We start from the raw sequence: 25,268 nt of genomic DNA, 5'->3' as shown, positions 1-25,268 counted from the left end.
GCTGGTTCGGGTCAAGTCTATCGGGGTCATCGTGTCGGGTCGGTTCCGCGCGACAGGTCGTCCCACGAATCGATCGCGTCGACAGGCCCGGCCGTCGAACCGACATGTGCGGCATCCGTGCGGTAGCGGCGTCCTCCGCGCTTCCAGCGTCGCCAGGTGAACAGCACGACGAGGGATGCCGCCAGCAGTACGACCCAGCCGATGAACGTCATCACGGGCCAGGCCGAGAGCTCGATACCGGCGACGACATCGGCGATCGCTTTGCTGCCCGCGAGCCCCGTCGTCTCGGTGACGGTGGGGCCGACGGCGCTCAGCGGCGCCGTCAGGAGCAGTTGCAGAGTCGTCCAGCCGAGGAACAGAGAGGCTGCGGTGGCGAGCACGCCGAACACGAGTCGCATCACCGGGCCGACGATCGAGAGCGCGATGCCCAGCGCCAGGACCGCGAGGCTGAGCGGAGCGAGCAGCGGCAGCGCTGATGCGCCGGGCACGAGGATCGCCTCCCCGGCATCGGCCCGTGAAACCGTGAGCCACGTCTGGGTCGACGAGATGATCCCGACCGCTCCCGAGAGCAGGAAGCCGGAGACGGCGATCGAGCGACCTCTCTGAACGAACTTCACTCGGCTGAGCTCCCCTCGACGGCGTGCAGGTCCGTCGTGTCGAAGCAGGTGCGAGTGCCGGTGTGGCAAGCGGGGCCGGTCTGATCGACGCGCAACAGGATCGCGTCGCCGTCGCAGTCGAGTCTCGCCTCGCGCACGACCTGGATGTGTCCGGAAGTGTCTCCCTTGCGCCAGTACTCCTGACGGGAGCGCGACCAGTAGACCGCGCGGCCGGTGGTGAGGGTGCGTCGCAGCGCCTCGGCATCGACCCACGCGAGCATGAGGACCTCTGCCGTGTCCCACTGCTGGACGATCACCGGCGCGAGGCCGTCGTCGTTGAAGGCGACCTGCGCGATGCGCTCTTCGACATCGCTCATCGGACCAGCACTCCCTCCGCGCGCAGCGCGTCCTTGACGTCGCCGACCGTGAGCGCACCGGTGTGGAAGACACTGGCTGCCAGCACCGCATCCGCTCCGGCCTTGATCGCCGGAGCGAAGTCGGAGGCCTTGCCCGCACCGCCGGAGGCGATCACCGGCACAGGGGCGGCCTCACGCATGAGCTTCACCAGTTCGAGGTCGAAGCCGTCTCGCGTGCCGTCGGCGTCGATCGAGTTGACCAGCAGTTCGCCTGCCCCGCGCTCTGCCGCCTCACGCGCCCAGTCGAGCGCATCGAGGGTCGTCCGGGTGCGCCCGCCGTGGGTCGTGACCACGAAGCCCGAAGGAGTGCCGGCTGCCCGCTTCACGTCGAGCGACAGCACCAGGACCTGCGCGCCGAAGCGATCGGCGATCTCGCCGATCAGCTCAGGGCGGGCGATCGCTGCTGAGTTGACCCCGACCTTGTCGGCGCCGACCGAGAGCAGTCTCGACACGTCGTCGACGCCGCGCACTCCCCCGCCGACCGTCAGCGGCACGAACACCTGCTCAGCCGTGCGCTGCACGACGTCGTACGTCGTGGCTCGGGCATCGACGGTCGCCGTGACATCCAGGAATGTGATCTCGTCTGCGCCCTGGGCCGCGTAGTGGCGTGCGAGCTCGACGGGGTCGCCCATGTCGCGCAGATTCTCGAAGTTGACGCCTTTGACGACGCGGCCGTCGGCGACGTCGAGGCACGGGATGACGCGACTCGCGAGCGTCATCAGAGCCTCGCGTTGTGGATCGCCGTGACGAGGATCGCACGAGCGCCGAGCGCATACAGCGCGTCCATCACGGGATTGACCCTGGCACGCGCCACCATGACGCGGACGGCGACCCACTCCGGGTCGCGCAGCGGCGAGACAGTGGGCGACTCGACACCACCCGCGATCTTGACGGCGTCGTCGAGCAGCGCCAGCGGCAGATCGTAGTCGATCATCACGAACCGGCGAGCGACCATGACACCGCGCAGGCGGCGCAGAAGCGTCTCAGACCCCTCTGCGTCATGGGGCCCGGCGATCAGCACGGCCTCGGACTGCAGGATCACGGGGCCGAAGACGTCGAGTCCCGCCTGACGCAGCGTCGTGCCGGTCTCTACGACATCGGCGACGGCATCCGCGACGCCGAGGCGCACGGCCGACTCCACTGCACCGTCGAGCGGCACGAGGTCGACCGCGATTCCGCGCTCGTCGAGGAACGCGTCGACGAGGCCGGGGTACGAGGTCGCGATGCGCAGACCGTCGAGCTCTGACACGTCGGTGTAGCTGCCCGAGGGCGCGGCGAAGCGGAACGTCGACCCGGCGAAGCCGAGCGCCTCGATCTCGCGTGCGCCGGGCATGCGGGCGTCGAGGAGCAGATCACGGCCCGTGATGCCGACGTCGATGGCACCGGAGCCGACGTAGGTCGCGATGTCCTTCGGACGGAGGTAGAAGAACTCGACGTCGTTGTCGGCATCGACGACGTGAAGCGTCTTGGGGTCACGACGACCGGCGTAGCCGGCCTCCGCGAGCATGTCGGCGGCCGTCTCGGAGAGAGAGCCCTTGTTGGGAACAGCAATGCGCAGCATGGGAAGCCTTCAGATCGAAGCGAGTGGGGCGGAGCGCTTCACAGATGTCGGTAGACGTCCTGGAGGCTCAAGCCCTTCGCGATCATCATCACCTGGACGTGATAGAGCAGCTGCGAGATCTCCTCCGCAGCGGCCTCGTCGGATTCGTACTCGGATGCCATCCAGACTTCGGCGGCCTCCTCGACGATCTTCTTGCCGATCGTGTGCACGCCGCCGTCGAGCTCCGCGACCGTACCCGACCCCTCTGGGCGGGTCTCGGCCTTGACGCTGAGCTCGGCGAACAGCTCGTCGAAAGTCTTCACGATTCCAGGCTAGCGGCTCTGGCGCGGTCTCTGAGCCGGGTGACGGCCGCCTCGACGTCGTCGGCGCCGTAGACCGCGGATCCTGCGACGAACGTGTCGGCGCCCGCGGCGGCCGCGGCTTCGATGGTCGCATCCGAGATCCCGCCGTCGACCTGAAGCCAGACGTTCGAACCGCGGCGCTTGGCCTCGTCGGCGAGGGCGCGGAGCTTCGGCATCGTCTCGGGCATGAACCCCTGCCCGCCGAACCCGGGTTCGACGGTCATCACGAGGATCTGATCGAACTCCTCGAGCACGCTGTAGAGCCCCTCGGCGGGCGTGTCGGGCTTGATCGCTACGCCGGCCCTGGCCCCGATGCTGCGCAGAGTGCGGGCGAGCGAGATCGGATCCGCAGCCGCTTCGAGGTGGAAGGTGACACTGGCGGCCCCCAGCTCGGCATAGGCGGGGGCCCAGCGCTCCGGCTCGGTGATCATCAGGTGCACGTCGAGCGGGATCGGACTGGTCGCCTGGATCCGCTCGACCATCTGCGGCCCGAAGGTGAGATTCGGCACGAAGTGGTTGTCCATCACGTCGACGTGCGCGAAATCTGCGGTCGCGATCTTGGCGAGATCGCGCTGCATGTTCACGAAGTCGGCAGCGAGGATGCTGGGATTGATGCGCGGTGCGTTGGGGAGGTCCACGTCTCTAGTCTCTCTCTTCGGAGGTCGCGTCGCCCTGCCCGGTGGCGCTGCGCTGGAGAAGCGCGAGGAACATGGCATCCGTGCCGTGGCGGTGCGGCCACAGCTGCACCCTCCCCGAACCGTCGTCGGCGAGGTCGATCGACGACTCGGAGACGCTCTGGAGCACGGCGCGCGCATTGATCTCGGTGACATCGGTGCGGCCTCGAAGCACCTCCTGGACGACTCCCGTCGTCTCCGCAAGATGCGGCGAGCAGGTCACGTACGCGACGATCCCGCCGGGCGCGAGTGCGTCGAGCGCTGCGCTCAGGAGCTCGACCTGCAGCGGCACGAGCTCGGCGACATCGGCAGGGGTCTTGCGCCAGCGTGCCTCGGGCCGCCGTCTGAGGGCGCCGAGACCGGTGCAGGGCGCATCTACGAGGATGCGATGGAATGCGCCGGGGTGGGTGGCTCCGATCGAGCGCCCGTCCTCCTCGTGCACCACGACCTCGCCCGGTACGCCACGCAGGGCGTTGCGCACCAGACGTGCCCGAGTCGGGATGACCTCGTTGGCCTCGAGCGTGACCTCGTGATCGCGGGCGATCGCGGCGAGCAGCGCGGTCTTGCCGCCGGGCCCGGCACACAGATCGAGCCAACGCTCACCTGACGTGATCGGCGCGGCTGCCGCCAGTGCGAGAGCCACCAGTTGAGAGCCCTCATCCTGAACACGAACCGTGCCGCCGGTCGCGGCGATCACACGATGCGGATCACCGCCGGGCGATCCGTAGGCCGTCGGCGCGTACGGGCGACGCGGCTCGCCCGGCTCCGCGAGCCCGGGGAGCGCGACCAGCGTCACCTCCGGGGAGGCGTTGTCGGCGTCGAGAAGCTCGTCGAGCTCGTCGGCTCGTCCTTCGGCTGCCAGAGCGCGTCGCAGCGCTCTGATGACCCAGACGGGGTGCGCGGAGCGCAGTGCGAGACGCTCGTCATCGGACCGCGCCGAGCTCTCGATGCGCTCCTCCCACTCTCCCGGTGTCTCGCGGGAGATCCGCCGCAGCACCGCGTTCGCGAAACTCGCTGCGCCTCGCCCCTGAGTCGAGGCGACCAGATTCACGGACTCGTTCACGGCCGCGTGGGAAGCGACCCGTGTGGCGAGCAGCTGATGGGTGGCCAGTCTCAAGGCGTCGAGCACCGCGGGGTCGATCTCCTCCGCCGGACGATCGGCGGCCGCGGCGATGATCGCATCGTAGGTGCCACGACGACGAAGGGTGCCGTAGGCGAGCTCGGTCGCGAGCGCGGCATCCTGTGGGTCGAGATGCGCCTCGGCGATCGCCGGGGGCAGGATCAGGTTGGCGTAGGCATCCGACTCGGAGACCGCCCGCAGCACGTCGTATGCGACCCGACGAGCGGGCTGCACCGTGCGCTGCGGCCCACGAGGCTGGTCGCCGCGCTGGGCGTGCGGCCGGCCACCCCGCGCCTCACCGCCGCGCTGCCCGTGCGGTCGACCCTGCGAACTGCACTGTGAACCGTTCGGCCGATCGTCGCGACGCTTCGCGTCTCCCTGACCGCTCATGCTCCGGCTCGCAGACCGTCGGTGTCTCGCTGGCCCCGCCACCAGTCGACCGCCGTCATGGCTCCCTTGCCTGCCGGCTGCACTCGAGTGACAGCGAGCGGCGTCGAGCCGGTGCCGACGAGGAGCGCCGACTTCGTCGCGATGATCTCTCCCGGTTCCAGGGCGGCGTCGTCACTCGACGGCGCCGCCTCGAGGATCTTCACGCGGAACCCGCTGACGGTGGTGTGCGCTCCGGGCTCGGGAGTGACGCCGCGGAACCGCGCGAAGACCTGTGCGAGTGGCTGGGTCCAGTCGAGCAGACCGTCGTCGAGCGTCAGCTTCGGCGCCAGCGTCGTTTCTCCGTGCTGCGGCACGGCCTGTGCAGTGCCGTCGGCGATGGCCTGCACGACCTCTGCCGTCAATTGCGCCCCGTCGGAGGCAAGGGTCTCGAGCACCGCGTCGGCCGTCGCCTCGGCAGGCATGTCGACGACGCGCGTGGCGAAGACGTCACCCGCGTCGAGGGCGGGGACGAGCTGGAAGACGCTTGCTCCGAGCTGAGCATCGCCGGCGATCAGCGCGCGCTGCACCGGCGCGGCACCCCGCCACCGGGGCAGGAGTGAGAAGTGCAGGTTGATCCACCCCTTCGCCGGAGCGGAGAGCAGCGGCTCCCGCACGAGGCCGCCATACGCGACGATCACGCCGAGCTCGACCTGCAGAGCGGCGATGGCCCCGGTCGCCTCGTCGTCGAGGCGTGCCGCCTTGATGACCGGTAGACCGAGGTCGGCGGCCGCCTGGGCGACCGGTGACGGCGTCAGCACCCTCTTGCGTCCCAGGGGCGCATCGGGTCGCGTGATCACCGCCGCGATGTCGTGATCGGCCGCGAGGCGGTGAAGAGTGGGGACGGCTGCCGATGGTGTGCCGGCGAAGACGAGGCGCATGAAGGTGCTCCGGAGGGATGCTGTGTGTGAATCGGGTGAGATCGGATCGGTGCGGAAGTATCAGAGCTCTGGGTCGAGGATATCGAGCCGAACCGAGAGCGTGCTCCGAGTCGACTTTCCCTTGCCTCGACGGTTGCTGACGGCTTCGGCCACGACCGCTGCGCGCAGCGTCGCCGCGACCTTGACTCCGGCGCCGTAGTCGAATCGGACGAGCGCGCGCACGCGCGGCGGATAGTCGTCGGACTCGATGGGCACAGGACCCAGGACCGCGTCAGACGGCAGGGCGAGTTCCTGCAGCGCTGCCAGCGCACGGCCGACGGCCGCGGCGGACCCCTCGACCAGAGCGACGCGAGCGGTCGGAGGCATGTGCAGCGGGGCGCGCTCTGCGAGCTCGCCGCGAGCGTAACCCGACTGGCTCCAGGTCGCGAGCGCGCGTGCGATCGTGCCGTCTACTCCGACGAGGTGGATGGGCGCCCCGGGCGCAGCGAGGGCAGCGGCGTTCGACCACCACCGCAGACATGCCTCGCCGATCCGAAGATCAGGTGCCTGGAGCATACGTGGACCGTCGAGCAGTACCACTGCGCGATAGCCCCCCTCGGCGAGCGGCTCGGCGCCGCGGGTCGCGACCACGAGCGCCGGCTTGTCGGCCACGTGTTCGACCGGGTGCGCGCTGTCGGCGACGATCACCCGGACTCCGGGGAACGCCTTGCCCAGCTCGTCGGCAGTGCGCTCGCTCCCCGAGGACGCCAACCGCAGCTTGGTCGACGAACACGTCGGGCAGGCCCAGGCTCTCGCGCCCCGGCCGCACCACGCACACACGGGCACGGCACCGCGATGCTTGGCACCCAACGGTCCGCCGCAGTGCGCGCATCTGGCCGGCGCACGGCACTCCGCGCACACGAGGGACGGCGCGAAACCCGGGCGCGAGACCTGCACGAGCACCGGACCCTCGGCTGCGGCGTTGCCTGCCGAGAGGAACGCCGAAGACGGCATCCGCTGCGCCGTCGGCGCATCCATCTCCTGCGGTGTGCTCAGGATCACTCTCGGCATCACCCGTCGCGCGGCTCGCACATCGTGCAGGTAGCCATGCGCGACGAGGCGCTCGACGTCTGTCGTGCGGGTATGGCCGACGAACAGCAGAGCGGAGTCCTCCTGCTCCTGACGGAGCAGCGCTGCATCTCGAGCGTTGATGTAGGGCGCGAGCGGTTCGCCGAGCAGCGGATCGCCGTCATCCCACACCGCGACGAGCCCGGCGCGCACCGGCGCGTAGACGGCCGAGCGGTTGCCGACCACGATGCACGGAGCATCCTCGAGCGATCTGAGGAAGGAGCGGTATCGATCGGGATTCGTCTGCCGTGAGTCGTATCGCACGACAGCCTCGGGCGGAACGAGCGACCCGAGAGCAGCGAGGAGCAGATCGAGGTCTCGATGATCGGGCACGATCAGGATGCTGGAGCGTCCGGCCGCGAGCATCCGCGTCGCCGTCGAGGCCAGCAGAGCCGTCCAGCCCGGCTCGCCCCGGTGCTGCATCGGGATCGCCTCGACCGCAGCCCTGCCGGCGTCTGCCAGAACCTCGTCGAGGTGGTCGTACATGGCGAGGAGCGACGCGGCGGCGGCGATGGACTCATCTGCCGGCACGGGTGCAGGTGTGTCTGCCGTCCATGCCTTCTCGACCCGTACCTGACGCTTGGGGATGACGAGACGCAGCACGTCGGATGCCGACCCTGCCGCGCGGTCGGCTGCGCGACGAGCCAGCCGGTAGGTGCGCTCGGGAAGCACCGGCACCGGCGACACGACGCTCTCGACCTCGGAGAGAGGCCTGTCGGCGTCGTTCTCGGTATCGATCTCGACCACGTACCCGTCGACCACCCGACCGGCCGTGCGTAGCGGCACGCGCACGCGCACCCCGATCGGCACGTCTCCGAGTTCGGCCGGCAGCGCGTAGTCGAAGAGCCGGTCGAGCTGCGGAAGCGGAGAGTCCAGCAGCACACGCGCGATGCGACGGCTTTGCGTCGTCATGAGCGGATCGCCATCAGGCCCGCGCTCCGTCAGAGTCCTGCAGCGCGCCGCAGCTCTTCAGCGCGGTCGGTGCGCTCCCAGGTGAACTCCGGCAGCTCGCGGCCGAAATGTCCGTAGGCGGCTGTCTGCGCATAGATCGGGCGCAGCAGATCGAGGTGCTCGATGATCGCCTGCGGACGGAGATCGAAGACGTCGTCGATCGCGCGGGTGATCACCTCGTCCGACACCTTGCCGGTGCCGAAGGTCTCGACATAGAGACCCACCGGGCGAGCGACGCCGATCGCGTACGCGACCTGGACCTCGAGACGGTCGGCGAGTCCTGCTGCGACAGCGTTCTTGGCCACCCAGCGAGTCGCGTAGGCGCCCGAACGGTCGACCTTCGAGGGGTCTTTGCCGCTGAACGCACCGCCACCGTGTCGCGCCGCACCGCCGTAAGTGTCGATGATGATCTTGCGGCCGGTGAGACCCGCGTCGCCCTTGGGCCCGCCGGTCACGAAGGGACCCGCCGGATTGATGTAGTAGGTGATGTCGTCGAGGTCGAGTCCTGTGGTCTCGAGGATCGGGTCGATGACGTGCTCGCGCACCTGTGCCTTGAGCTCGTCCTGCGAGATCTCGGGGTGATGCTGGGTCGACAGCACGACGGCGTCGACGGTCTTGGGCGTGAAGCCGTCGTACCCGAGCGTGACCTGCGTCTTGCCGTCGGGGCGGAGGAACGGCAACGCGCCCGAGCGGCGCACGTCGGCGAGACGCTCGGCGATGCGGTGCGCGGTCCACGCGGCCATCGGCATCAGCTGGGGCGTCTCGTTCGTGGCGAAGCCGAACATGATGCCCTGGTCGCCGGCGCCGAGTCCGTCGAGCGGATCGACGGATGAGCCGTCGCGGTGCTCCTGGGCGTTGTCGACGCCATGGGCGATATCTGTCGACTGCTCGCCCACCGAGATGCTCACGCCGCAGGAGTCACCGTCGAAGCCGGTGTCGCTCGACGTGTAGCCGATGCGATTGACGACCTGTCGGACGATGGTCGGGATGTCGACGTACGCCTCGGTGCGGATCTCGCCGGCGACGTGCACGAGACCGGTGGTCACCAGCGTCTCGACAGCGACGCGTGACTCGGGGTCCTTCGCGATGAGCCCGTCGAGGATGCTGTCCGAGATCTGGTCGCAGATCTTGTCTGGGTGCCCCTCGGTGACGGACTCGGACGTGAACAGACGCAGCGCGCTCATCGGGGCTCCAGAACGGAATCGGACAGCAGGAAGGGGATGGCTCCCATGATGGACCGCACCGCCGACATCAGCCGGCGGTGCGGTCATCGGACGTCACTCGGCGTGACGGAGACGGAGCTTGTCCTCGTTGATCTCGTGCAGAGCGATGGTCAGCGGCTTGTCCTCGACGGAGGAGTCGACGAGCGGACCGACGTTGTCGAACAGGTTGCCCTCGTGGAGGTCGGAGTAGTAGTCGTTGATCTGACGCGCGCGCTTGGCGGCGTAGATCACGAGCTCGTACTTCGAGTCGACGCGGTCGAGCAGATTGTCGATGGGGGGATCGATGATTCCGTTGGTGTGGTGTCCGGCCATGGTGGGACCTCCTGATCAGGCGACGGGATCGTCGCGAAGACTGTGCAACGGCGCGCGAAAACGCTCAGCGCGCAGAGCTTGAAGACAATTCTACGACCTCTGCGGCCGCAGCGGCGACGTCCTCGTTCACGATGAGGTGATCGAACTCGTTCTGCGCGGCGAGTTCGACCTTCGCGGTGCGCAGTCTGCGAGCGCGTTCCTCGGCCCCTTCGGTGCCGCGTCCGACCAGTCGCTGAACCAGTTCGTCCCAGGTCGGCGGCAGCAGGAAGATGAGCGTCGCGGCCGGCTCGGCCTTGCGCACCTGACGGGCACCCTGCAGGTCGATCTCCAGCAGCACGGTCTTGCCCGCTGCCAGTGCGGCATCGATCGGGGCACGGGGCGTCCCGTACCGCGATCTGTTGTGCACGACCGCGTACTCGAGAAGCTCGTCCTCGGCGATCAGTCGATCGAACTCCGCGTCGTCCACGAAGTAGTAGTGCACGCCGTCGACCTCGCCAGGGCGCGGCGCCCGGGTCGTCGCCGAGACCGACAGATGGATCTCGGGGTTGTGCTCGCGGATGTGGGCTGCAACGGTGCCCTTGCCCACAGCGGTCGGCCCGGCGAGCACCAGGAGGCGGCTTCGTGCGCCTCGCGGCCGCAGGATCGGGAAGCGGGAGTCGAGCCACCGCGAGAGCGCCACGCGCTGCCTGACGCCGAGACCCCCGAGTCGTTTCACCGGCGAGATGTGCAGCTCTGCCAGGATCCGGTCGCGCTTTCCCGCGCCGATGGCCGGGAGGGCGAGCAGGAAGTCCGTGATGCGCATCGACCCCTCGACCGAGTCGGGGTCGGCGGTGGCCCTTTCGAGCACAGCCTGCGGGGTCACGACTCGTGTCGTCAGATCGCGCTTGAGGGACGCGCGGGCACGGCGCCGCTCGACCGCTTTGCGGGCGGCGGCGGCACGGTCGACCTCGGGGACGGGACGGGACTCAGCCACGGCCGGCCTCCCTGTACTCTGCGACGCGTGCGTCGATGGCGGCGGCGAGACCGGCGGGTCCGGCCGAGAGGAGGCTGCGGCTCTCGCTCGCGATGACCGCGGGGCTCATCGAGCCGAACCGACGGTGGAGGTCTGCCGGAGTCGCACCCTGCGTGCCGAAACCGGGCGCGAGGATGGGGGCCATCGGTGCGAATGCGGCGATGCCGGCATCCGTCCAATCCACGGTCGCGCCGATCACGAAGCCGAAGCTCCCCCACTCGCCTGTTGCGGTGTGCTCCGCGTTGCGGGCCGAGACCACGGAGATGATGTCCGCTGACACGGCGCGGCCGGTCTCGGAGACCGAGCGCTGCAAGGTCTGCGCCTCGGGGTTGCTCGTGGCAGCGAGCACGAAGAGACCCTTGCCGTGCTCCTCGGCGAGGGCGAAGGTGCCGTCGAGCGCACCGACCCCGAGGAACGGGTTCACGGTCAGGGCGTCGGCCTCGAGCGGTGCCCCTGGCGTGAGCCACGCCGCGGCATACGCATCCATGGTCGAGCCGATGTCGCCGCGCTTCGCATCCGCGATGACGACGAGTCCGGCCGCACGCGCAGCGGCGAGCACGTCCTCGAGTGCCGCGATGCCCGCGGAGCCGAAGCGCTCGAAGAACGACACCTGCGGTTTCACGATCGCGGCACGGCCGGCGGCGGCCTCGACCGTGCGCAGTCCGAACTCGCGGGCGCCGGGCGCGTCGTCACCGAGGCCCCAGGATGCGAGCAGCGCCGCATGGGGATCGATTCCCACGCACAGCGGGCCGTGCGCCGCGAGGGCGGCACGGACCCGTTCGCCGAAGCGTGCGCTCACAGAGCGGCCTTCCGGTCGAGTGCGTACTCCTGAAGGCTCTTCACCTGGAAGCCCTCGTGTGCTGCGTCCATCCCGCTCACGGCGGCGCCGAGCACCGCCATCGTGGTGAACAGCGCCTTGTCGGCCGCGACGGCCGCCGCGCGGATCTCGTAGCCGTCCGCGCGCGCCGCACCACCCGAAGGCGTGTTCACGACGATGTCGATCGACCCTTCGTTGATGAGGTCGACGATGTTGGTCGCTCCCGATTCCTGGGTCTCGCTGTACTTCTCGACCACGGTCACCGCGATGCCGTTGCGGGAGAGGATCTCGGCCGTGCCCTCGGTTGCCACGATCGTGAATCCGAGCTGCTGCAGACGGTGTGCCGGAAGGATCACCGCGCGCTTGTCGGAGTCGGCCACCGAGATGAACACGGTGCCGGAGGTCGGCAACCCGCCGTACGCGGCCGCCTGGCTCTTGGCGAACGCGGTCGGGAAGTCGCGGTCGATGCCCATGACCTCGCCCGTCGAGCGCATCTCCGGCCCGAGGATCGAGTCGACGGTCTTGCCGTCGGCCGTGCGGAACCGCTTGAAGGGAAGCACCGCCTCCTTCACCGAGACAGGGGCGTCGAGAGGCACGCGGGAGCCGTCCTGCTCGGGGAGCATGCCCTCAGCACGGAGCTCGGCGATCGTCGAGCCGACCATGATGCGGCTCGCCGCCTTCGCCATCGGGATGCCCAGCGCCTTCGAGACGAACGGCACCGTGCGGCTCGCACGCGGGTTCGCCTCGATGACATAGAGCACACCCGCGCTGATCGCGAACTGCACGTTGAGCAGTCCGCGCACGCCGACACCCTTGGCGATCGCCAGGGTCGCCTCGCGCACCCGATCGATGTCGGTACGGCCCAGCGACACGGGCGGCAGGGTGCAGCTGGAGTCGCCCGAGTGGATGCCGGCCTCTTCGAGGTGCTCCATCACGCCGCCGATGTACAGATCTGTGCCGTCGTACAGCGCGTCGACGTCGAGCTCGATCGCATCGTCGAGGAAGCGGTCGACGAGCAGGGGCTTGCCCTCCTCGATGATGACCTCGCCCGCGGTGCGCACGAAGTACTCGCGCAGCGACTCCGCGCTGTAGACGATCTCCATTCCCCGCCCGCCGAGCACGAAGCTCGGACGCACGAGCACGGGGTATCCGATCTCGTCGGCCACGGCCACCGCGCCGTCGGCGTCCACCGCGGTGCCGTGACGCGGCGCGATGAGTCCGGCTGAGTCGAGCAGCTGAGAGAACAGCTCGCGCTCTTCGGCGATGTCGATGGCCGCCGGGCTCGTGCCGAGCACCGTGTAACCAGCAGCCTCGATGCCCTTCGCAAGTCCCAGCGGCGTCTGGCCGCCGAGCTGGCAGACGACGCCGAGGATCGTTCCGCTGGCGGCTTCGGCGTCGAGCACCTCGAGCACATCTTCGAGCGTCAGCGGCTCGAAGTACAGCCGATCCGACGTGTCGTAGTCGGTGGACACGGTCTCGGGGTTGCAGTTGACCATGATGGTCTCGAACCCGGCATCCGAGAGCGCGAACGACGCGTGCACGCACGAGTAGTCGAACTCGACGCCCTGGCCGATGCGGTTGGGACCGGATCCGATGATCACGACCTTGGTGCGATCCGACGGGATGACCTCGGTCTCGAAGTCGTAGCTCGAGTAGTGGTACGGCGTGAGCGCGGGGAACTCGCCGGCGCAGGTGTCGACGGTCTTGTAGACGGGGCGGATGCCGAAGCCATGGCGCACGCCGCGGACCTCGGCCTCGTCGTCGCCGCGGAGCTGCGCGATCTGCGCGTCGGAGAAACCATGCTCCTTGGCGTATCGAAGCGTGGCCGCGTCGAGCTCAGGCGCCGTGCGCACGGTCTCGGCGACCTCGTTGATCAGCACGATCTGGTCGATGAACCAGGGGTCGATCGCTGTCGCCTCGAACGCCTGCTCGACCGTCGCACCCTTGCGCAGCGCCTGCTGCAGGGTGATGATGCGACCGTCGGTCGGGATCTTCGAGATCTCGAGAAGCTCGGCTGCCGAGCGGCTCTCCTCACCCCAGTGGAAGCTCGAGCCCCGCTTCTCGAGCGAGCGCAGCGCCTTCTGCAGCGCGGTCGCGTAGTTGCGGCCGATCGCCATCGCCTCACCCACCGACTTCATGGTGGTCGTCAGGGTCGCATCGGCGGCCGGGAACTTCTCGAAAGCGAATCGCGGCACCTTGACGACGACGTAGTCGAGCGTGGGTTCGAAGCTCGCCGGAGTGACTCCCGTGATGTCGTTCGGGATCTCGTCGAGACGGTAGCCGAGTGCGAGCTTGGCAGCGAGCTTGGCGATCGGGAACCCGGTGGCCTTCGAGGCGAGGGCGCTCGAGCGCGAGACGCGCGGGTTCATCTCGATGACGATGATGCGACCGTTGCTGGGGTCGACGGCGAACTGGATGTTGCAGCCACCGGTGTCGACGCCGACGGCGCGGATGATGTCGATGCCGATGTCGCGGAGCTTCTGGTACTCGCGGTCGGTGAGCGTCAGAGCCGGCGCGACGGTGATCGAGTCGCCCGTGTGCACGCCGACGGGGTCGACGTTCTCGATAGAGCAGACGACGACCGTGTTATCAGCCGTGTCGCGCATGAGCTCGAGCTCGTACTCCTTCCAGCCGAGGATCGATTCCTCGAGGAGAACCTCGGTGGTCGGAGAATCGCGCAGACCGGCTCCGCCGATGCGGCGGAGGTCCTCTTCGTCGTAGGCGAAGCCCGAGCCGAGACCGCCCATCGTGAACGAGGGGCGCACGACGAGCGGGTAGCCCAGCTCGGCAGCGCCCTCGAGCAGGTCGTCCATCGTGTGGGCGATGATGCTGCGGGCGACGTCGGCTCCGGCGTCGAGCACGAGCTGCTTGAAGATCTGACGGTCCTCGCCCTTGTTGATCGCCTCGAAGCTGGCGCCGATCAGCTCGACGTCGTACTTCTCGAGGATGCCGTGGTTGTGCAGCTCGATCGCGGCGTTCAGGGCGGTCTGCCCGCCCAGGGTCGGAAGGATGGCGTCAGGACGCTCCTTCGCGATGATCGTCTCGATGACCTGCCACGTGATGGGCTCGATGTACGTCGCGTCGGCGAAGTCGGGGTCGGTCATGATCGTCGCCGGGTTGGAGTTGACCAGGATGACCCTGACGCCCTCTTCGCGGAGGACGCGGCACGCCTGGGTGCCGGAGTAGTCGAACTCGCAGGCCTGACCGATGACGATCGGGCCGGAGCCGATGACGAGAACGGAGTTGATGTCGTCGCGCTTGGGCATTACTTGGCGTCCTTCTTGCTGGCGATGACCATGTCACGGAACCGGTCGAAGAGATAGTTGGCGTCGTGCGGGCCGGCGGCGGCTTCCGGGTGGTACTGCACCGAGAACGCGGGGATGTCGAGGGCGCGGAGGCCCTCCACGACGTTGTCGTTCAGACCGACGTGGCTGACCTCGACCTTGCCGTAGCCGTGCGGGCTGTCGAACGAGCCCTCCAGCGGCGCCTCCACGGCGAATCCGTGGTTGTGCGCGGTGATCTCGACGCGCCCGGTCGACTTGTCGAGCACCGGCTGGTTGATGCCGCGGTGGCCGAACGGCAGCTTGTAGGTGCCGAGCCCGAGTGCCCTGCCGAGCAGCTGGTTCCCGAAGCAGATGCCGAAGAACGGGAGCCCGTCATCGAGCACCGAGCGCAGCAGTTCGACGTGGTCGCCCGACGCCGCGGGGTCGCCGGGGCCGTTCGAGTAGAAGACGGCGACCGGATCGATCGAGCGGATGTCGTCGATCGTGACGTTCTGGGGCAGCACATGCACCTCGAACCCGCGTGCCGCGAGATTGTCGATCGTGGCCTGCTTGACTCCGAGGTCGAGGACGGCGAGATTGCCGACGCGCTCCCCCATCGCCGTCGTCACCGTGGCGACGTCCACCGACACCTGTGACGAGAGGTTCTGACCGGCCATCTGGGGCGCCTGGCGCACGAGCCGCAGCTGCTCTTCGGCGTCGAGCTTCGCGGCGTCCCCCGAGAACACCCCGCCGCGCATCGAACCGGCCGAGCGGATGTGTCGGGTGATCGACCGGGTGTCGATCCCGCTGATGCCGACGATTCCGTCGCGCTCGAGGATCTCGTCGAGCGAGGCGTTGGCTCGCCAGTTCGAAACGACGCGCGAGGGGTCGCGGACGATGTAGCCGGCCACCCAGATGCGACGAGACTCGGGGTCTTCGTCGTTCATGCCGGTGTTGCCGATGTGCGGCGCCGTCTGCAGGACGATCTGACCTGCGTACGAGGGATCGGTCAGCGTCTCCTGGTAGCCGGACATGCCGGTGGAGAAGACGACCTCGCCGAAAGTGGTGCCTCGTGCGCCGTACGCACGGCCCGTGTGGCGGGTCCCGTCTTCGAGGACGAGGACTGCGGGTTCGGGGAGCTGGTGGGCCCGTCCTGAGCTTGTCGAAGGGCTTGTCGAAGGGGTCATGACGTTGCTCCTGTGTCGGGGGCGGCGTCGTCGCCCGTGGCCGGGACGAGTCGCTGCAGTTCTGAGATGAAGGTCTGGGGGTCGCCGTCTGTGAGACGCAGGTACGAGTCGACGATCGTGTCGTCGTCCGCGCTCCACGCGACGCGGACGAGTCCGCCGGGTTCCACGACGCGATCGATCGTCACTGTCGCACGGTCGACGCTCGCGAGCCGCGAGGAGGCGAGGAAGACAGTCGGCGCGCCGTCGAGGCAGAGCGCGAGCCCGCGGTCCGTGACGGCGACCTCGCCCCTGGCCCGGTACGCGAGCGGGTGCAGGGCCAGCCGCTCGAGCGGCTGGTCGTGCTTGGTCGTCGAGACGTAGAGAACCTCATGACGGTCGATCACTTCCGCGTGCTCGGGCACTCCGAGGGGTGCCGCGAGACCCGAGTCGCGTCGAAGCCGTCGTCGCCAGGCGGTGAACATGACGACCAGTACGAGCACCGCCGCGGCGATCGTGATCGCGATCGCGATGTCGCGTGCACTCATGCGTTCAGCTCCTCGACGACGTCAGCGCCGTCGACCGTCAGGACTCCGCGGTGCACCGTGAACTCGACGCGGCCGGGAAGGTCGCGACCGAGGTACGGCGAGTTCACGCTTCGGCCGTGCAGATCCGACTCGGTGAAGACACCGTCGACCGACGGGTCGTAGAGCGTGATCTGCGCGGGAGCACCCGCTTCGAGAGGCAATCCATGGCCCGACAGGCGTCCGATCCGCGCGGGTGCGGCGCTCATCACCCGAGCCACGTCCTCCCAGCCGATCAGGCCGGTCTGCACCATCGACTGGTGCACGACGCGCAGCGCACTCTCGAGTCCGACCATGCCGTTCGCGGCAGCCTGCCACTCGCAGGACTTGTGCTCGCTCGGGTGCGGCGCGTGATCCGTCGCGACGATGTCGATCGTGCCGTCTGCGAGCCCTTCGCGCACGGCCAGGACGTCTTCTTCGCGCCGCAGCGGCGGATTGACCTTGTAGCGCGCGTCGTACCCGCGCACGAGTTCGTCGGTGAGCAGCAGATGATGCGGGGTCACCTCGGCCGTGACGTCGATGCCCCGCTTCTTGGCCCAGCGGATGATGTCGACCGAGCCTGCTGTCGAGAGGTGGCAGACGTGCAGACGCGAGCCCACGTGCTCGGCGAGGAGCACATCGCGGGCGATGATCGACTCCTCAGCGACGGCGGGCCATCCGGCGAGTCCGAGCTCGGCCGAGACCGTGCCCTCATTCATCTGGGCGCCCTCGGTGAGGCGGGGATCCTGCGCATGCTGTGCGATGACGCCGCCGAAGGACTTCACGTACTCGAGCGCTCGGCGCATGATCAGAGGGTCGAAGACGCAGAAGCCGTCGTCGCTGAAGACGCGCACCTGCGCGCGCGATGTCGCCATCGCGCCGAGTTCGGCGAGTCGCTCGCCCTTCTGCCCCACGGTCACGGCGCCGATGGGCTGCACGGTCGCGTACCCGGCCGCTTCGCCGAGCGCGAGCTCCTGCTCCACGACGCCGGCGGTGTCGGCCACCGGCGAGGTGTTGGGCATCGCGAAGACGGCAGTGAAGCCCCCGGCCGCTGCTGCCCTGGTGCCGGTGAGGATCGTCTCGGACGCTTCGTAGCCGGGTTCGCGCAGATGAGTGTGCAGATCGACGAGCCCAGGAAGGGCCACCAGGCCGTCGGCGTCGATCACTCGAGCACCCGCACGGGTCAGTCCCCGGCCGATCTCGGCGATCAGACCGTTCTCCACGATGATGTCGGCGCGCTCGGCACCGAGAAGCTGTGCGCCGGTGATGACGAGGGTCTCGCTCACTGGTCTCCCCCTCGTTCGTCGTCTCGTTCTCCTGCAAGAAGCAGGTACAGCACCGCCATGCGGATGGACACCCCGTTCGTCACCTGTTCCAGCACGGTCGAGCGCGGGGAATCGGCGGCTTCGGAGGAGATCTCCAACCCTCGGTTCATGGGTCCGGGGTGCATGACAATGCTACCGTCCGGAAGACCCGCGACTCGCAGTGCGTCAAGACCCCACCGCCTGGAATACTCCCGCTCAGTGGGAAAATACGCGGCGTTCATGCGCTCGAGCTGGATGCGGAGCATCATCACGGCGTCCGGCCCCTCAGCCAGCGCCTGGTCGAGGTCGTAGACGACCTGCGCAGGCCAGAGCGAGACATTCTGCGGCACCAGTGTGGGCGGAGCGACCAGCGTGACCTCGGCGCCGAGCGTGGCGAGCAGCCAGACGTTCGATCGCGCGACCCGAGAGTGCAGCACGTCTCCGACGATCACGACCCGGATGCCGGCGAGATCGCGACCACGGCTGTCGGCGCCGAAACGCCGCTTGCGGATCGTGAACGCGTCGAGCAGCGCCTGGGTCGGGTGCTCGTGCGTGCCGTCGCCGGCGTTGACCACGCCCGCCGAGATCCAGCCGCTGGTGGCCAGGGTCTGCGGTGCGCCTGATGCGGGGTGACGGATGACGACCGCATCCGCGCCCATCGCCTGCAGAGTCTGAGCGGTGTCCTTCAGGCTCTCCCCCTTGGAGACGCTCGAGCCCTTCGCCGCGAAGTTGATCACGTCGGCCGACAGGCGCTTCGCGGCGGCCTCGAAGGAGATGCGGGTTCGCGTCGAGTCCTCGAAGAAGAGATTGACGACGGTCTTGCCGCGGAGGGTCGGGAGCTTCTTGACCTCGCGTGATTGCGTGTCGGACATGTCCTCGGCGACGTCGAGGATGCGCAGAGCGGTCTCGCGATCGAGGGTGCGTGTGTCGAGAAGATGTCTCATGCTTCGATCGTCACCTCCTCGGCGCCGTCGTGCTCGGCCAACCGCACGTTGACGCGCTCCTGACGAGAGGACGGGATGTTCTTGCCGACGAAGTCCGGCCGGATCGGCAGCTCGCGGTGGCCCCGATCGACGAGGATCGCGAGTCGGACGATCGACGGGCGACCGATCGACTGCAGCGCATCGAGCGCGGCGCGGATGCTGCGGCCCGAGAAGAGCACGTCGTCGACGAGGACGACCGTCTTGCCGTCGATGCCGCCGGCGGGGATGTCGGTCGGACGAGGAGACCTCGTGGGCTGCTTCGCCAGGTCGTCGCGGAACAGCGTGACGTCGAGTGCGCCCACCGGGACGGTGGTCTGCGCGATTTCGCCGATCACAGCCGACAGGCGATGGGCGAGAGTGACTCCGCGGGTCGGAATGCCCAGCAGGACGAGGTTCTCAGCCCCTCGATTGGACTCGAGGATCTCATGCGCGATGCGGGTCAATGCCCGCGAGATATCGGCTTCATGCAGCACGGTTCGTGCACTCATCGGCCGCTCCCTTCTCCGCCTCACAGGACGGTGTTAAAGGTTGCTTGATGCACCCAGTGTAGCGCGGCTCGACGCCTCAGCCGGCCTCGCTGAGCACAGCGTCGCTGACCTCGTCGATCTTCGTCGAGCGGATGGGGTGGCCACTCGTCGACAGGCAGCGGCCGGTCTTGAGGTCCCACTTCCAGTCGTGCATGCTGCAGGTCAGGATGCCGTCGTCGTCGACCTTGCCGGTCTTCGTCAGGTCGGCCCGCAGATGCGGGCAGCGGCGCTGCACGACCCAGTCGCCGATCTCGGCATCCTCGGTCTGATCCGTCTGCTCCTGGTACCAGTTCTCGACGTACTCGATGCGGTCGACCGACAGGCACTTGAGGAACGTCGTCAGGAACTCGTTGAACTTGCCGCTGCGTCCCACCTGGAACTGCATCGAGAGGAAGATCGAGTTCGACCAGTCGATCTCATGATCGCGGATGTTCGTCGAGACGAGGTCGGCGGGGATCGTGTACCAGTAGATGCACTCCTCGCCCGCGTACTCGCGAACCTTGGCGCGAGGGAAGTCCACGACCATGTCGAGGTCGCCGATCCTGAATCGCACGCACCCGCCGACTCCGAGGCGGATGGTGCGCGACTTCTTCAGCAGCGGCTCCCACCAGGACTTCAGCTCCTCGAGCATCTCAGCGGCGGGCAGCACGTCGGCGCGCGAAGCCTCCTCGTCGAGGATCTCCTGCTGGCGAGCGGAACGCTGCTCTTCGAGGTAGTCCCACTTCTCATCGAAGATGTGGGCGATCTCCGACTCGGTGTACAGCGACTGCTCGGTCGACACCTGACCGGCTTCGACGGTCACGACCGTGCCGGGTACGAACAGGTGCCCGTCGTACTGCGGCGAGAGCTCCTTCATGTGGGCGAGGAACTGCTTCTGATCCGTGAAGATCGACTCGCCGTTGCGTCCGATCCCGTTGAAGTCGAAGAGGTCGTCGCGCAGGAACATGGGCGGCCCTGCCATCGGGAAGACGTGCGGCGCATCCACCTTGTCGATGTAGTACATCGCTCGCTTGTTCTGCGCGTCGCGCTTGAGCTTCGCGAAGTTCTGCTTCGCGTCCATCGGCAGGTCGTAGACCATGGGCCACCAGATCGCCCCGGAGACCTGTGTGAAGTACGCGTCGGGCTTTCCGAAGTGAAGCAGCGTGTCGAGATCAAGGGGGTGCGAGTCGTTCTGGTTGAGAACCGACGCGGTGCCGTCGTCGACGCTCAGCGATGAGTCGCCGATAGGGCCGTCGCTGGGCGCCCGGAGCGGCGTGATCATGATCTTGAGGTCGCCGCGTTCGATGATCTCCCCCGCCGGTGCGTAGGTGATGTTCGTGTAGCCCAGTGCCCGGATGTCCTGCTCGAGGTCATCGATGGGGTACTCGGGCAGCAGCACCTCGATGTCCTTGCGGATGTACCGCTCGAGCAGCGCCGGGTCGAAGTGGTCGCGGTGCCGGTGGGAGATGTAGAGGAAGTCCGCCTCGCGGCCGAATCGCTCCCAGTCGAGCCCGCGGTTGTCCGGGAAGGGGAACCACGAGCCGAAGAACGAGGGCCCGAGAACCGGGTCGCAGATGATGTTCCCGCCGACTGTCTCGATGAACATCCCGGCGTGGCCGAGTCCCGTGATCCGCATGCATTCCTCCTGAAGTCAACCGTTCGATTCTACCGACGGGGTGCTGGACGGATGCGGTGACCCGGCCGGGACAAATCAGGCCTCGTCGAACAGACCCTTGATGTCCTCGGCCGTGAGCGACTGCGCGAAGAGCTCGTCATCGTCCATCACGGCGGTGAAGAGCCTGGCCTTGCGACGCTGAAGCTCGAGGACCTTCTCCTCGATCGTGCCGGTCGAGATCATCCGATAGACGAACACCTGATTCGTCTGTCCGATGCGATGAGTGCGGTCGATCGCCTGCTCTTCGGCGGCCGGGTTCCACCAGGGGTCCAGGAGGAAGACGTAGTCGGCCTCGGTCAGCGTGAGCCCGAATCCACCGGCCTTCAGGCTGATCAGGAACACCGGCTGCTCCCCCGCTTTGAACCCGTCGATCACCTGCTCCCTGCGCCGCGTCGAGCCGTCGAGGTGCGCATACGGGATGCCCGCGGCTTCGAGGCGAGCGGCGGCGAGATCGAGGAACGAGGTGAACTGGCTGAAGACGAGCGCGCGGTGTCCCTCGGCCTGCAGCTCGACGACGCGTTCGAGGAGCGTGTCGAGCTTGCTCGAGCCGATGTCTGCGTCTGCCTCGTCGACCAGCGCAGGTGCGAGACTCAGCATGCGCAGCAGCGTGAGGGAGCGGAAGACGATGAAGCGGTTGCGATCGAGATCGTCGATGAGGCCCAGGACCTTCTGGCGCTCGCGCTGCAGCACGACGTCGTAGAGGGCCCGGTGCTCCGGACTCATCTCGACCTCGAGCAGCTGCTCCTGCTTGGCGGGGAGATCGGGCGCCACGAGCTCCTTCGTCCGTCGCAGCATCAGAGGCCGGACGCGACGACGGAGCTGGGCGAGGCGCCGAGCGCGGTATTCGCCGCCCTCCTCGTTCTCAGGGACCTTGCCCTTCTCGATCGGCTGGATGTACCGGTCCTTGAACTTGCGCGCTGAGGGGAAGAGCCCGGGCGCGGCGAGTGTGAGGAGCGACCACAGCTCGGAGAGGCTGTTCTCCATCGGCGTGCCGGTCACGGCGTAGGTGACGTCGGCCCGGAACGTCGAGATCGCGCGGTGGAGTCTCGTCTTGGGGTTCTTGACGAACTGGGCCTCGTCGAGGATCAGTCCGGCCCACTCGACCTCGCGGAACTCCTCTTCGTCGAGTCGTGCGACCGTGTACGAGCTCACGACGAGGTCGCTCGACCGGGCCGCCGCTCTCAGCACGTCGGCGCGTTTTCCGCTCGTGCTGTCGACGATCGACACGCTGAGCCCCGGAGTGAATCGCGCGGCCTCCGACCGCCAGGTGCTCAGCACCGACGTGGGGGCGAGCACGAGGAACGGCCGCGTCTCGCCGGCATCCCTCGTGTGCTGCACGAACGTGAGGAGCTGCAGGGTCTTGCCGAGACCCATGTCGTCGGCGAGGATCCCTCCCAGCCGGTGTCGCCACAGGAACACCAGCCAGTCGAAGCCGGTCTTCTGATACGCGCGCAGCTCCGCCTGAACGCCCGTGGGCACAGGCGTCGCAGGAACACCGGTGGCCTGACGAAGTCCGTCTGCAGTGGCGCGCCAGCTCACCGCGGGCTCGGCCTCGTCTGCGAGATCCTCGAACTCCTCCCAGAGGTCGGTCTGGTAGCGACTGATCCTGGGGCCCGTCTCCCACTCGTCGAGTTCGCCCGCCTCCTCGATGAGATCTCGCAGGCGGTCCAGCGACGGGTGATTGAGGGAGAAGTACCCGCCGTCGGAGAGGAGCAGCTTCTTACGCCCCTTGCTCAGCGCGGTGAACAGCGGACCGAACGGGATCGTCCGGCCGTCGATCGTCACGAGGATCCCGAGGTCGAACCAGTCGGAGTCCGTCGATTCGACGCTCGTGACCTTGACCTGCGGATCACCGGTCAGCTCGCGGTACGCCTTGCGCTCCCCGCTCGATTCGACGCGGACTCCGGCCGCCTCGAGCGCGGGAACCCCCTCGGCGACGAAAGCCGCCGCGTCGATGTCGTGGAAGGAGCCGCTCGGCCTGAAGCTGGTCGTGCGGAACTCCTGCCACGCAGCCTCGATAGCCGCCCTCTTGGCGGTCTCGACCGCGGCGTCGCGCACTGCTGCATCGTTCCAGGCGAACGGCACTCGCCCGAACTGACCGTACGACCATTGGAACGAGTAGCTCACCACATCGCCGCGCTCGTAGCTGACCGTCAACACGGGCTCCGGCTCGGGGACGTCCGGAAGCGCGACCGCCCCGACCGTGCGCACCGTGCTGCGCCTCGCCAGCAGCGGATAGGCGTCGGCGATGAACGCCTGCTCGTCGTCGGAGGGCACGACGATCGGGTCGGAGGCCGCGAGCAGGGCTCGCGTCTGCTCGCTCAGCGACGCCTCGGCGAGGACGATGTCGATCCGCGCGCCCACGAGGGCGGCGGAGTACACGCCCGTGCGGCCGATCGGATGCACTTCCCGGTCGGAGACCTCACGCTCATCTATGCGCACATCCGCGGACACCACCAGGGAGCCGTCGTCTCCTCGGGCGATGCGCGTCGAGACCTCGGCGCTGGCCGCGATGCGCACCGAGGCGCTCTTCTGACTCGCGACGAGCGGGATGCCGAGCTCGGCGCCCGATCGGAGGTGCCTCCACAGCAACGGTGACTCGACCTGGTCAAGGACGAGCCACTCGCCGGCGTTGCCGGAGAGCAGTGAATCCCGAGAGATGCTCAGCAGGTCTCCGAACCAGCGGTTCTGGTCGCGACCGAACTGCGCGGCGTCGCGACGGACGGCATCCCAGCCTGCGCCGCCCTGGATCCAGGCACCGGTCTGCACGCTGCGCATCATAGGGCGGATCGCCAGCAGCAGCTCACCCTGCGGGCGCGCCAGGTCGCGTGGCGTCGCGGCACGAACCGGGCGGGGTCCCCAGTGGTTGTCGCTGCGGGACTCCCGGTGCCGCAACTCGATCCCGAGCGCGAGTCGCTGCGGGTGCCGTGACACCGACGGGTCCAGCAGGCTGCGCCACGACGGCGCCGCAGCACTGCGCGGCGCGGTCGATTCCGGCCGTGCCTCGGGCTGGCGCTGAAGCGCCGCTGCCTGCTGGGAGTACTCGTGCACATTCGATGCGAGCAGCGTGGCGACGACGTGCTTGCACCCGCTGCGCACCGGGCACGAACAGCGGGTCGTCCGCGGCCGCCTGGTGCCGTTCGACGAGTGGAAGAGGATCTCTGTCACATACTGGGCGTCCGAGCTGCCGCGGACATGTCCCTCGAGTTCGTTGAGATCCTCATGCCAGACCACGTCGAGCACGTTGCCCTCGCGGAAATATGCGAGGCCGCGTTGATAACCACCCGCATCGGTGATCTGCATGAGATCTCGAAGATCGACGTGCGGCGCGGGCATGACCCCATCCTTCCCGCGGCCTCCGACATCACGAGGGCCGCGTCCTGAGTCGTCGCTCAGGCCGCGCGAGATACGCGGGCGAGCACACCGTGCACGAATGCGCCCGAATCGTCGGTGGAGAACTCCTTGGCGAGTTCGACGGCCTCATCGATGGCGACGGCTGTCGGCACCTCGGCGTTGAAGAGGATCTCCCAGACTCCGATGCGCAGCAGCGCACGGTCGACGGCGGGCATCCGCTCGAGCTTCCAGTCGCGGCTGTGCGTCATGATGAGTTCGTCGATCTCATCACGATGGTCGATGATGCCGTCTACGACCTCACGGGCGTACAGCCAGGAAGCTTCACGGGCGGGCTCGCTCGCGGCTCGCTTCGCCTCAGCGGCCAGGGCCACCGCGACCTCGTCGCCACGGACGTCGGCGGAGAACAGGATGTCGAGTGCGCGCTTGCGCGCCTTCGTGCGGGCGCTCACGCCTTACTTCTCGCGACCGAGGTAGTCGCCGGTGCGCGTGTCGACCTTGACCTTGGTGCCGGTCTCGACGAACAACGGCACCTGGATCTCGTAGCCGGTCTCGAGCGTCGCGGGCTTCGTGCCTGCAGACGAACGGTCGCCCTGCACGCCGGGCTCGGAGTAGGTGATCTCGAGGATCACGGACGCCGGCAGGTCGATGTAGAGCGGGTTGCCGTTGTTGAGCGCGATCGTGACCTGCTGGTTCTCGAGCAGGAAGTTCTTCGCGTCGCCGACGGTCGCAGCGGGGACCGTGATCTGGTCGTAGTCGGTCTGGTCCATGAACACGTACCCGTCACCGTCGGTGTACAGGTAGGTGTAGTCACGACGGTCGACGTTCTCGATCTCGATCTTCGCGCCGGCGTTGAAGGTCTTGTCGACGACCTTGCCGCTCATCACGTTCTTGAGCTTGGTGCGGACGAACGCGCCGCCCTTGCCGGGCTTGACGTGCTGGAACTCGACGACGCTCCAGAGCTGCCGCTCGATGCTGAGGACGACGCCGTTCTTGATGTCTGCGGTAGATGCCATGAGCTGG

The 25,268-nt window shown here is 68.1% G+C and carries 23 protein-coding genes; all 23 read right to left on the bottom strand.

Translation table 11 applies throughout. The features are described 5' to 3' along the window. Nucleotides 1-26 precede the first annotated feature (26 nt). Nucleotides 27-617 carry a Trp biosynthesis-associated membrane protein gene (locus ACIOU8_RS02405; protein ID WP_400785450.1) on the bottom strand — a complete coding sequence of 197 codons (591 nt, stop codon included), beginning with the start codon at nucleotides 615-617 and terminating at the stop codon, nucleotides 27-29. Further along, nucleotides 614-973 carry a phosphoribosyl-AMP cyclohydrolase gene (gene hisI / locus ACIOU8_RS02400; protein WP_400785448.1) on the bottom strand — a complete coding sequence of 120 codons (360 nt, stop codon included), beginning with the start codon at nucleotides 971-973 and terminating at the stop codon, nucleotides 614-616. Before hisI ends, ACIOU8_RS02405 begins: the two co-directional genes overlap by 4 nt. Further along, nucleotides 970-1,731 (bottom strand): imidazole glycerol phosphate synthase subunit HisF, encoded by a 762-nt coding sequence (hisF, locus tag ACIOU8_RS02395; RefSeq protein WP_400785446.1) that lies wholly within the window; start codon nucleotides 1,729-1,731, stop codon nucleotides 970-972. Before hisF ends, hisI begins: the two co-directional genes overlap by 4 nt. Continuing rightward, nucleotides 1,731-2,573: an ATP phosphoribosyltransferase gene (gene hisG / locus ACIOU8_RS02390; protein ID WP_400785444.1), complete on the bottom strand. Its 843-nt coding sequence runs from the start codon at nucleotides 2,571-2,573 to the stop codon at nucleotides 1,731-1,733. The genes hisF and hisG overlap by 1 nt, the downstream gene beginning before the upstream one ends. Before the next feature lie 38 nt (nucleotides 2,574-2,611). After that, nucleotides 2,612-2,875, bottom strand: coding sequence for a phosphoribosyl-ATP diphosphatase (locus tag ACIOU8_RS02385; protein WP_042536637.1), 264 nt, complete (start codon nucleotides 2,873-2,875; stop codon nucleotides 2,612-2,614). Continuing rightward, the gene (gene rpe, locus ACIOU8_RS02380; protein WP_400785442.1) at nucleotides 2,872-3,552 is read right to left on the bottom strand and encodes a ribulose-phosphate 3-epimerase; all 681 of its coding nucleotides are present in this window, start codon (nucleotides 3,550-3,552) and stop codon (nucleotides 2,872-2,874) included. Before rpe ends, ACIOU8_RS02385 begins: the two co-directional genes overlap by 4 nt. Nucleotides 3,553-3,556: 4 nt before the next feature. Next, on the bottom strand, nucleotides 3,557-5,098 hold the full coding sequence (locus ACIOU8_RS02375; protein ID WP_400785440.1) for an RsmB/NOP family class I SAM-dependent RNA methyltransferase: 1,542 nt from the start codon (nucleotides 5,096-5,098) through the stop codon (nucleotides 3,557-3,559). Then, nucleotides 5,095-6,015 carry a methionyl-tRNA formyltransferase gene (fmt, locus tag ACIOU8_RS02370; RefSeq protein WP_400785438.1) on the bottom strand — a complete coding sequence of 307 codons (921 nt, stop codon included), beginning with the start codon at nucleotides 6,013-6,015 and terminating at the stop codon, nucleotides 5,095-5,097. The genes ACIOU8_RS02375 and fmt overlap by 4 nt, the downstream gene beginning before the upstream one ends. Nucleotides 6,016-6,075: 60 nt before the next feature. Next, the gene (locus ACIOU8_RS02365; protein ID WP_400785436.1) at nucleotides 6,076-8,034 is read right to left on the bottom strand and encodes a primosomal protein N'; all 1,959 of its coding nucleotides are present in this window, start codon (nucleotides 8,032-8,034) and stop codon (nucleotides 6,076-6,078) included. A 29-nt stretch (nucleotides 8,035-8,063) separates the two neighbouring features. After that, entirely contained in the window at nucleotides 8,064-9,257 is a 1,194-nt protein-coding gene (gene metK / locus ACIOU8_RS02360) for a methionine adenosyltransferase (protein WP_400785434.1), read from the bottom strand. 93 nt (nucleotides 9,258-9,350) lie between these two features. Then, entirely contained in the window at nucleotides 9,351-9,608 is a 258-nt protein-coding gene (gene rpoZ, locus ACIOU8_RS02355) for a DNA-directed RNA polymerase subunit omega (protein ID WP_042536631.1), read from the bottom strand. Between the two features lie 64 nt (nucleotides 9,609-9,672). Then, nucleotides 9,673-10,581 (bottom strand): guanylate kinase, encoded by a 909-nt coding sequence (gmk, locus tag ACIOU8_RS02350; protein WP_400785432.1) that lies wholly within the window; start codon nucleotides 10,579-10,581, stop codon nucleotides 9,673-9,675. Further along, nucleotides 10,574-11,419 (bottom strand): orotidine-5'-phosphate decarboxylase, encoded by an 846-nt coding sequence (gene pyrF, locus ACIOU8_RS02345; RefSeq protein WP_400785430.1) that lies wholly within the window; start codon nucleotides 11,417-11,419, stop codon nucleotides 10,574-10,576. Before pyrF ends, gmk begins: the two co-directional genes overlap by 8 nt. Then, the gene (gene carB / locus ACIOU8_RS02340) at nucleotides 11,416-14,703 is read right to left on the bottom strand and encodes a carbamoyl-phosphate synthase large subunit (protein WP_400785428.1); all 3,288 of its coding nucleotides are present in this window, start codon (nucleotides 14,701-14,703) and stop codon (nucleotides 11,416-11,418) included. Before carB ends, pyrF begins: the two co-directional genes overlap by 4 nt. After that, the gene (gene carA, locus ACIOU8_RS02335) at nucleotides 14,703-15,887 is read right to left on the bottom strand and encodes a glutamine-hydrolyzing carbamoyl-phosphate synthase small subunit (protein ID WP_400785426.1); all 1,185 of its coding nucleotides are present in this window, start codon (nucleotides 15,885-15,887) and stop codon (nucleotides 14,703-14,705) included. The genes carB and carA overlap by 1 nt, the downstream gene beginning before the upstream one ends. Next, nucleotides 15,884-16,411 (bottom strand): hypothetical protein, encoded by a 528-nt coding sequence (locus ACIOU8_RS02330; RefSeq protein WP_400785424.1) that lies wholly within the window; start codon nucleotides 16,409-16,411, stop codon nucleotides 15,884-15,886. The genes carA and ACIOU8_RS02330 overlap by 4 nt, the downstream gene beginning before the upstream one ends. Further along, nucleotides 16,408-17,712: a dihydroorotase gene (locus ACIOU8_RS02325; RefSeq protein WP_400785422.1), complete on the bottom strand. Its 1,305-nt coding sequence runs from the start codon at nucleotides 17,710-17,712 to the stop codon at nucleotides 16,408-16,410. Before ACIOU8_RS02325 ends, ACIOU8_RS02330 begins: the two co-directional genes overlap by 4 nt. Continuing rightward, nucleotides 17,709-18,674: an aspartate carbamoyltransferase catalytic subunit gene (locus tag ACIOU8_RS02320; RefSeq protein WP_400785420.1), complete on the bottom strand. Its 966-nt coding sequence runs from the start codon at nucleotides 18,672-18,674 to the stop codon at nucleotides 17,709-17,711. The genes ACIOU8_RS02325 and ACIOU8_RS02320 overlap by 4 nt, the downstream gene beginning before the upstream one ends. Next, on the bottom strand, nucleotides 18,671-19,201 hold the full coding sequence (gene pyrR / locus ACIOU8_RS02315; protein WP_140037124.1) for a bifunctional pyr operon transcriptional regulator/uracil phosphoribosyltransferase PyrR: 531 nt from the start codon (nucleotides 19,199-19,201) through the stop codon (nucleotides 18,671-18,673). Before pyrR ends, ACIOU8_RS02320 begins: the two co-directional genes overlap by 4 nt. A 76-nt stretch (nucleotides 19,202-19,277) precedes the next feature. Beyond that, nucleotides 19,278-20,855, bottom strand: a complete 1,578-nt coding sequence (locus tag ACIOU8_RS02310) for a Rieske 2Fe-2S domain-containing protein (protein WP_400785418.1) — start codon at nucleotides 20,853-20,855, stop codon at nucleotides 19,278-19,280. Between the two features lie 75 nt (nucleotides 20,856-20,930). Next, nucleotides 20,931-24,230 (bottom strand): SNF2-related protein, encoded by a 3,300-nt coding sequence (locus tag ACIOU8_RS02305; protein ID WP_400785416.1) that lies wholly within the window; start codon nucleotides 24,228-24,230, stop codon nucleotides 20,931-20,933. A gap of 56 nt (nucleotides 24,231-24,286) precedes the next feature. Further along, nucleotides 24,287-24,697 (bottom strand): transcription antitermination factor NusB, encoded by a 411-nt coding sequence (gene nusB, locus ACIOU8_RS02300; protein ID WP_400785414.1) that lies wholly within the window; start codon nucleotides 24,695-24,697, stop codon nucleotides 24,287-24,289. A gap of 3 nt (nucleotides 24,698-24,700) precedes the next feature. Then, nucleotides 24,701-25,261 (bottom strand): elongation factor P, encoded by a 561-nt coding sequence (gene efp / locus ACIOU8_RS02295; RefSeq protein WP_140037127.1) that lies wholly within the window; start codon nucleotides 25,259-25,261, stop codon nucleotides 24,701-24,703. Nucleotides 25,262-25,268: the final 7 nt, after the last annotated feature.

Origin of the sequence: Microbacterium sp. NPDC087589, assembly GCF_044743635.1 — a bacterium.
Classification (GTDB): Bacteria; Actinomycetota; Actinomycetes; order Actinomycetales; family Microbacteriaceae; genus Microbacterium.
Note: the sequence above shows the minus strand (reverse complement) of the source record. Positions and strands in the feature narration are given on the sequence as shown.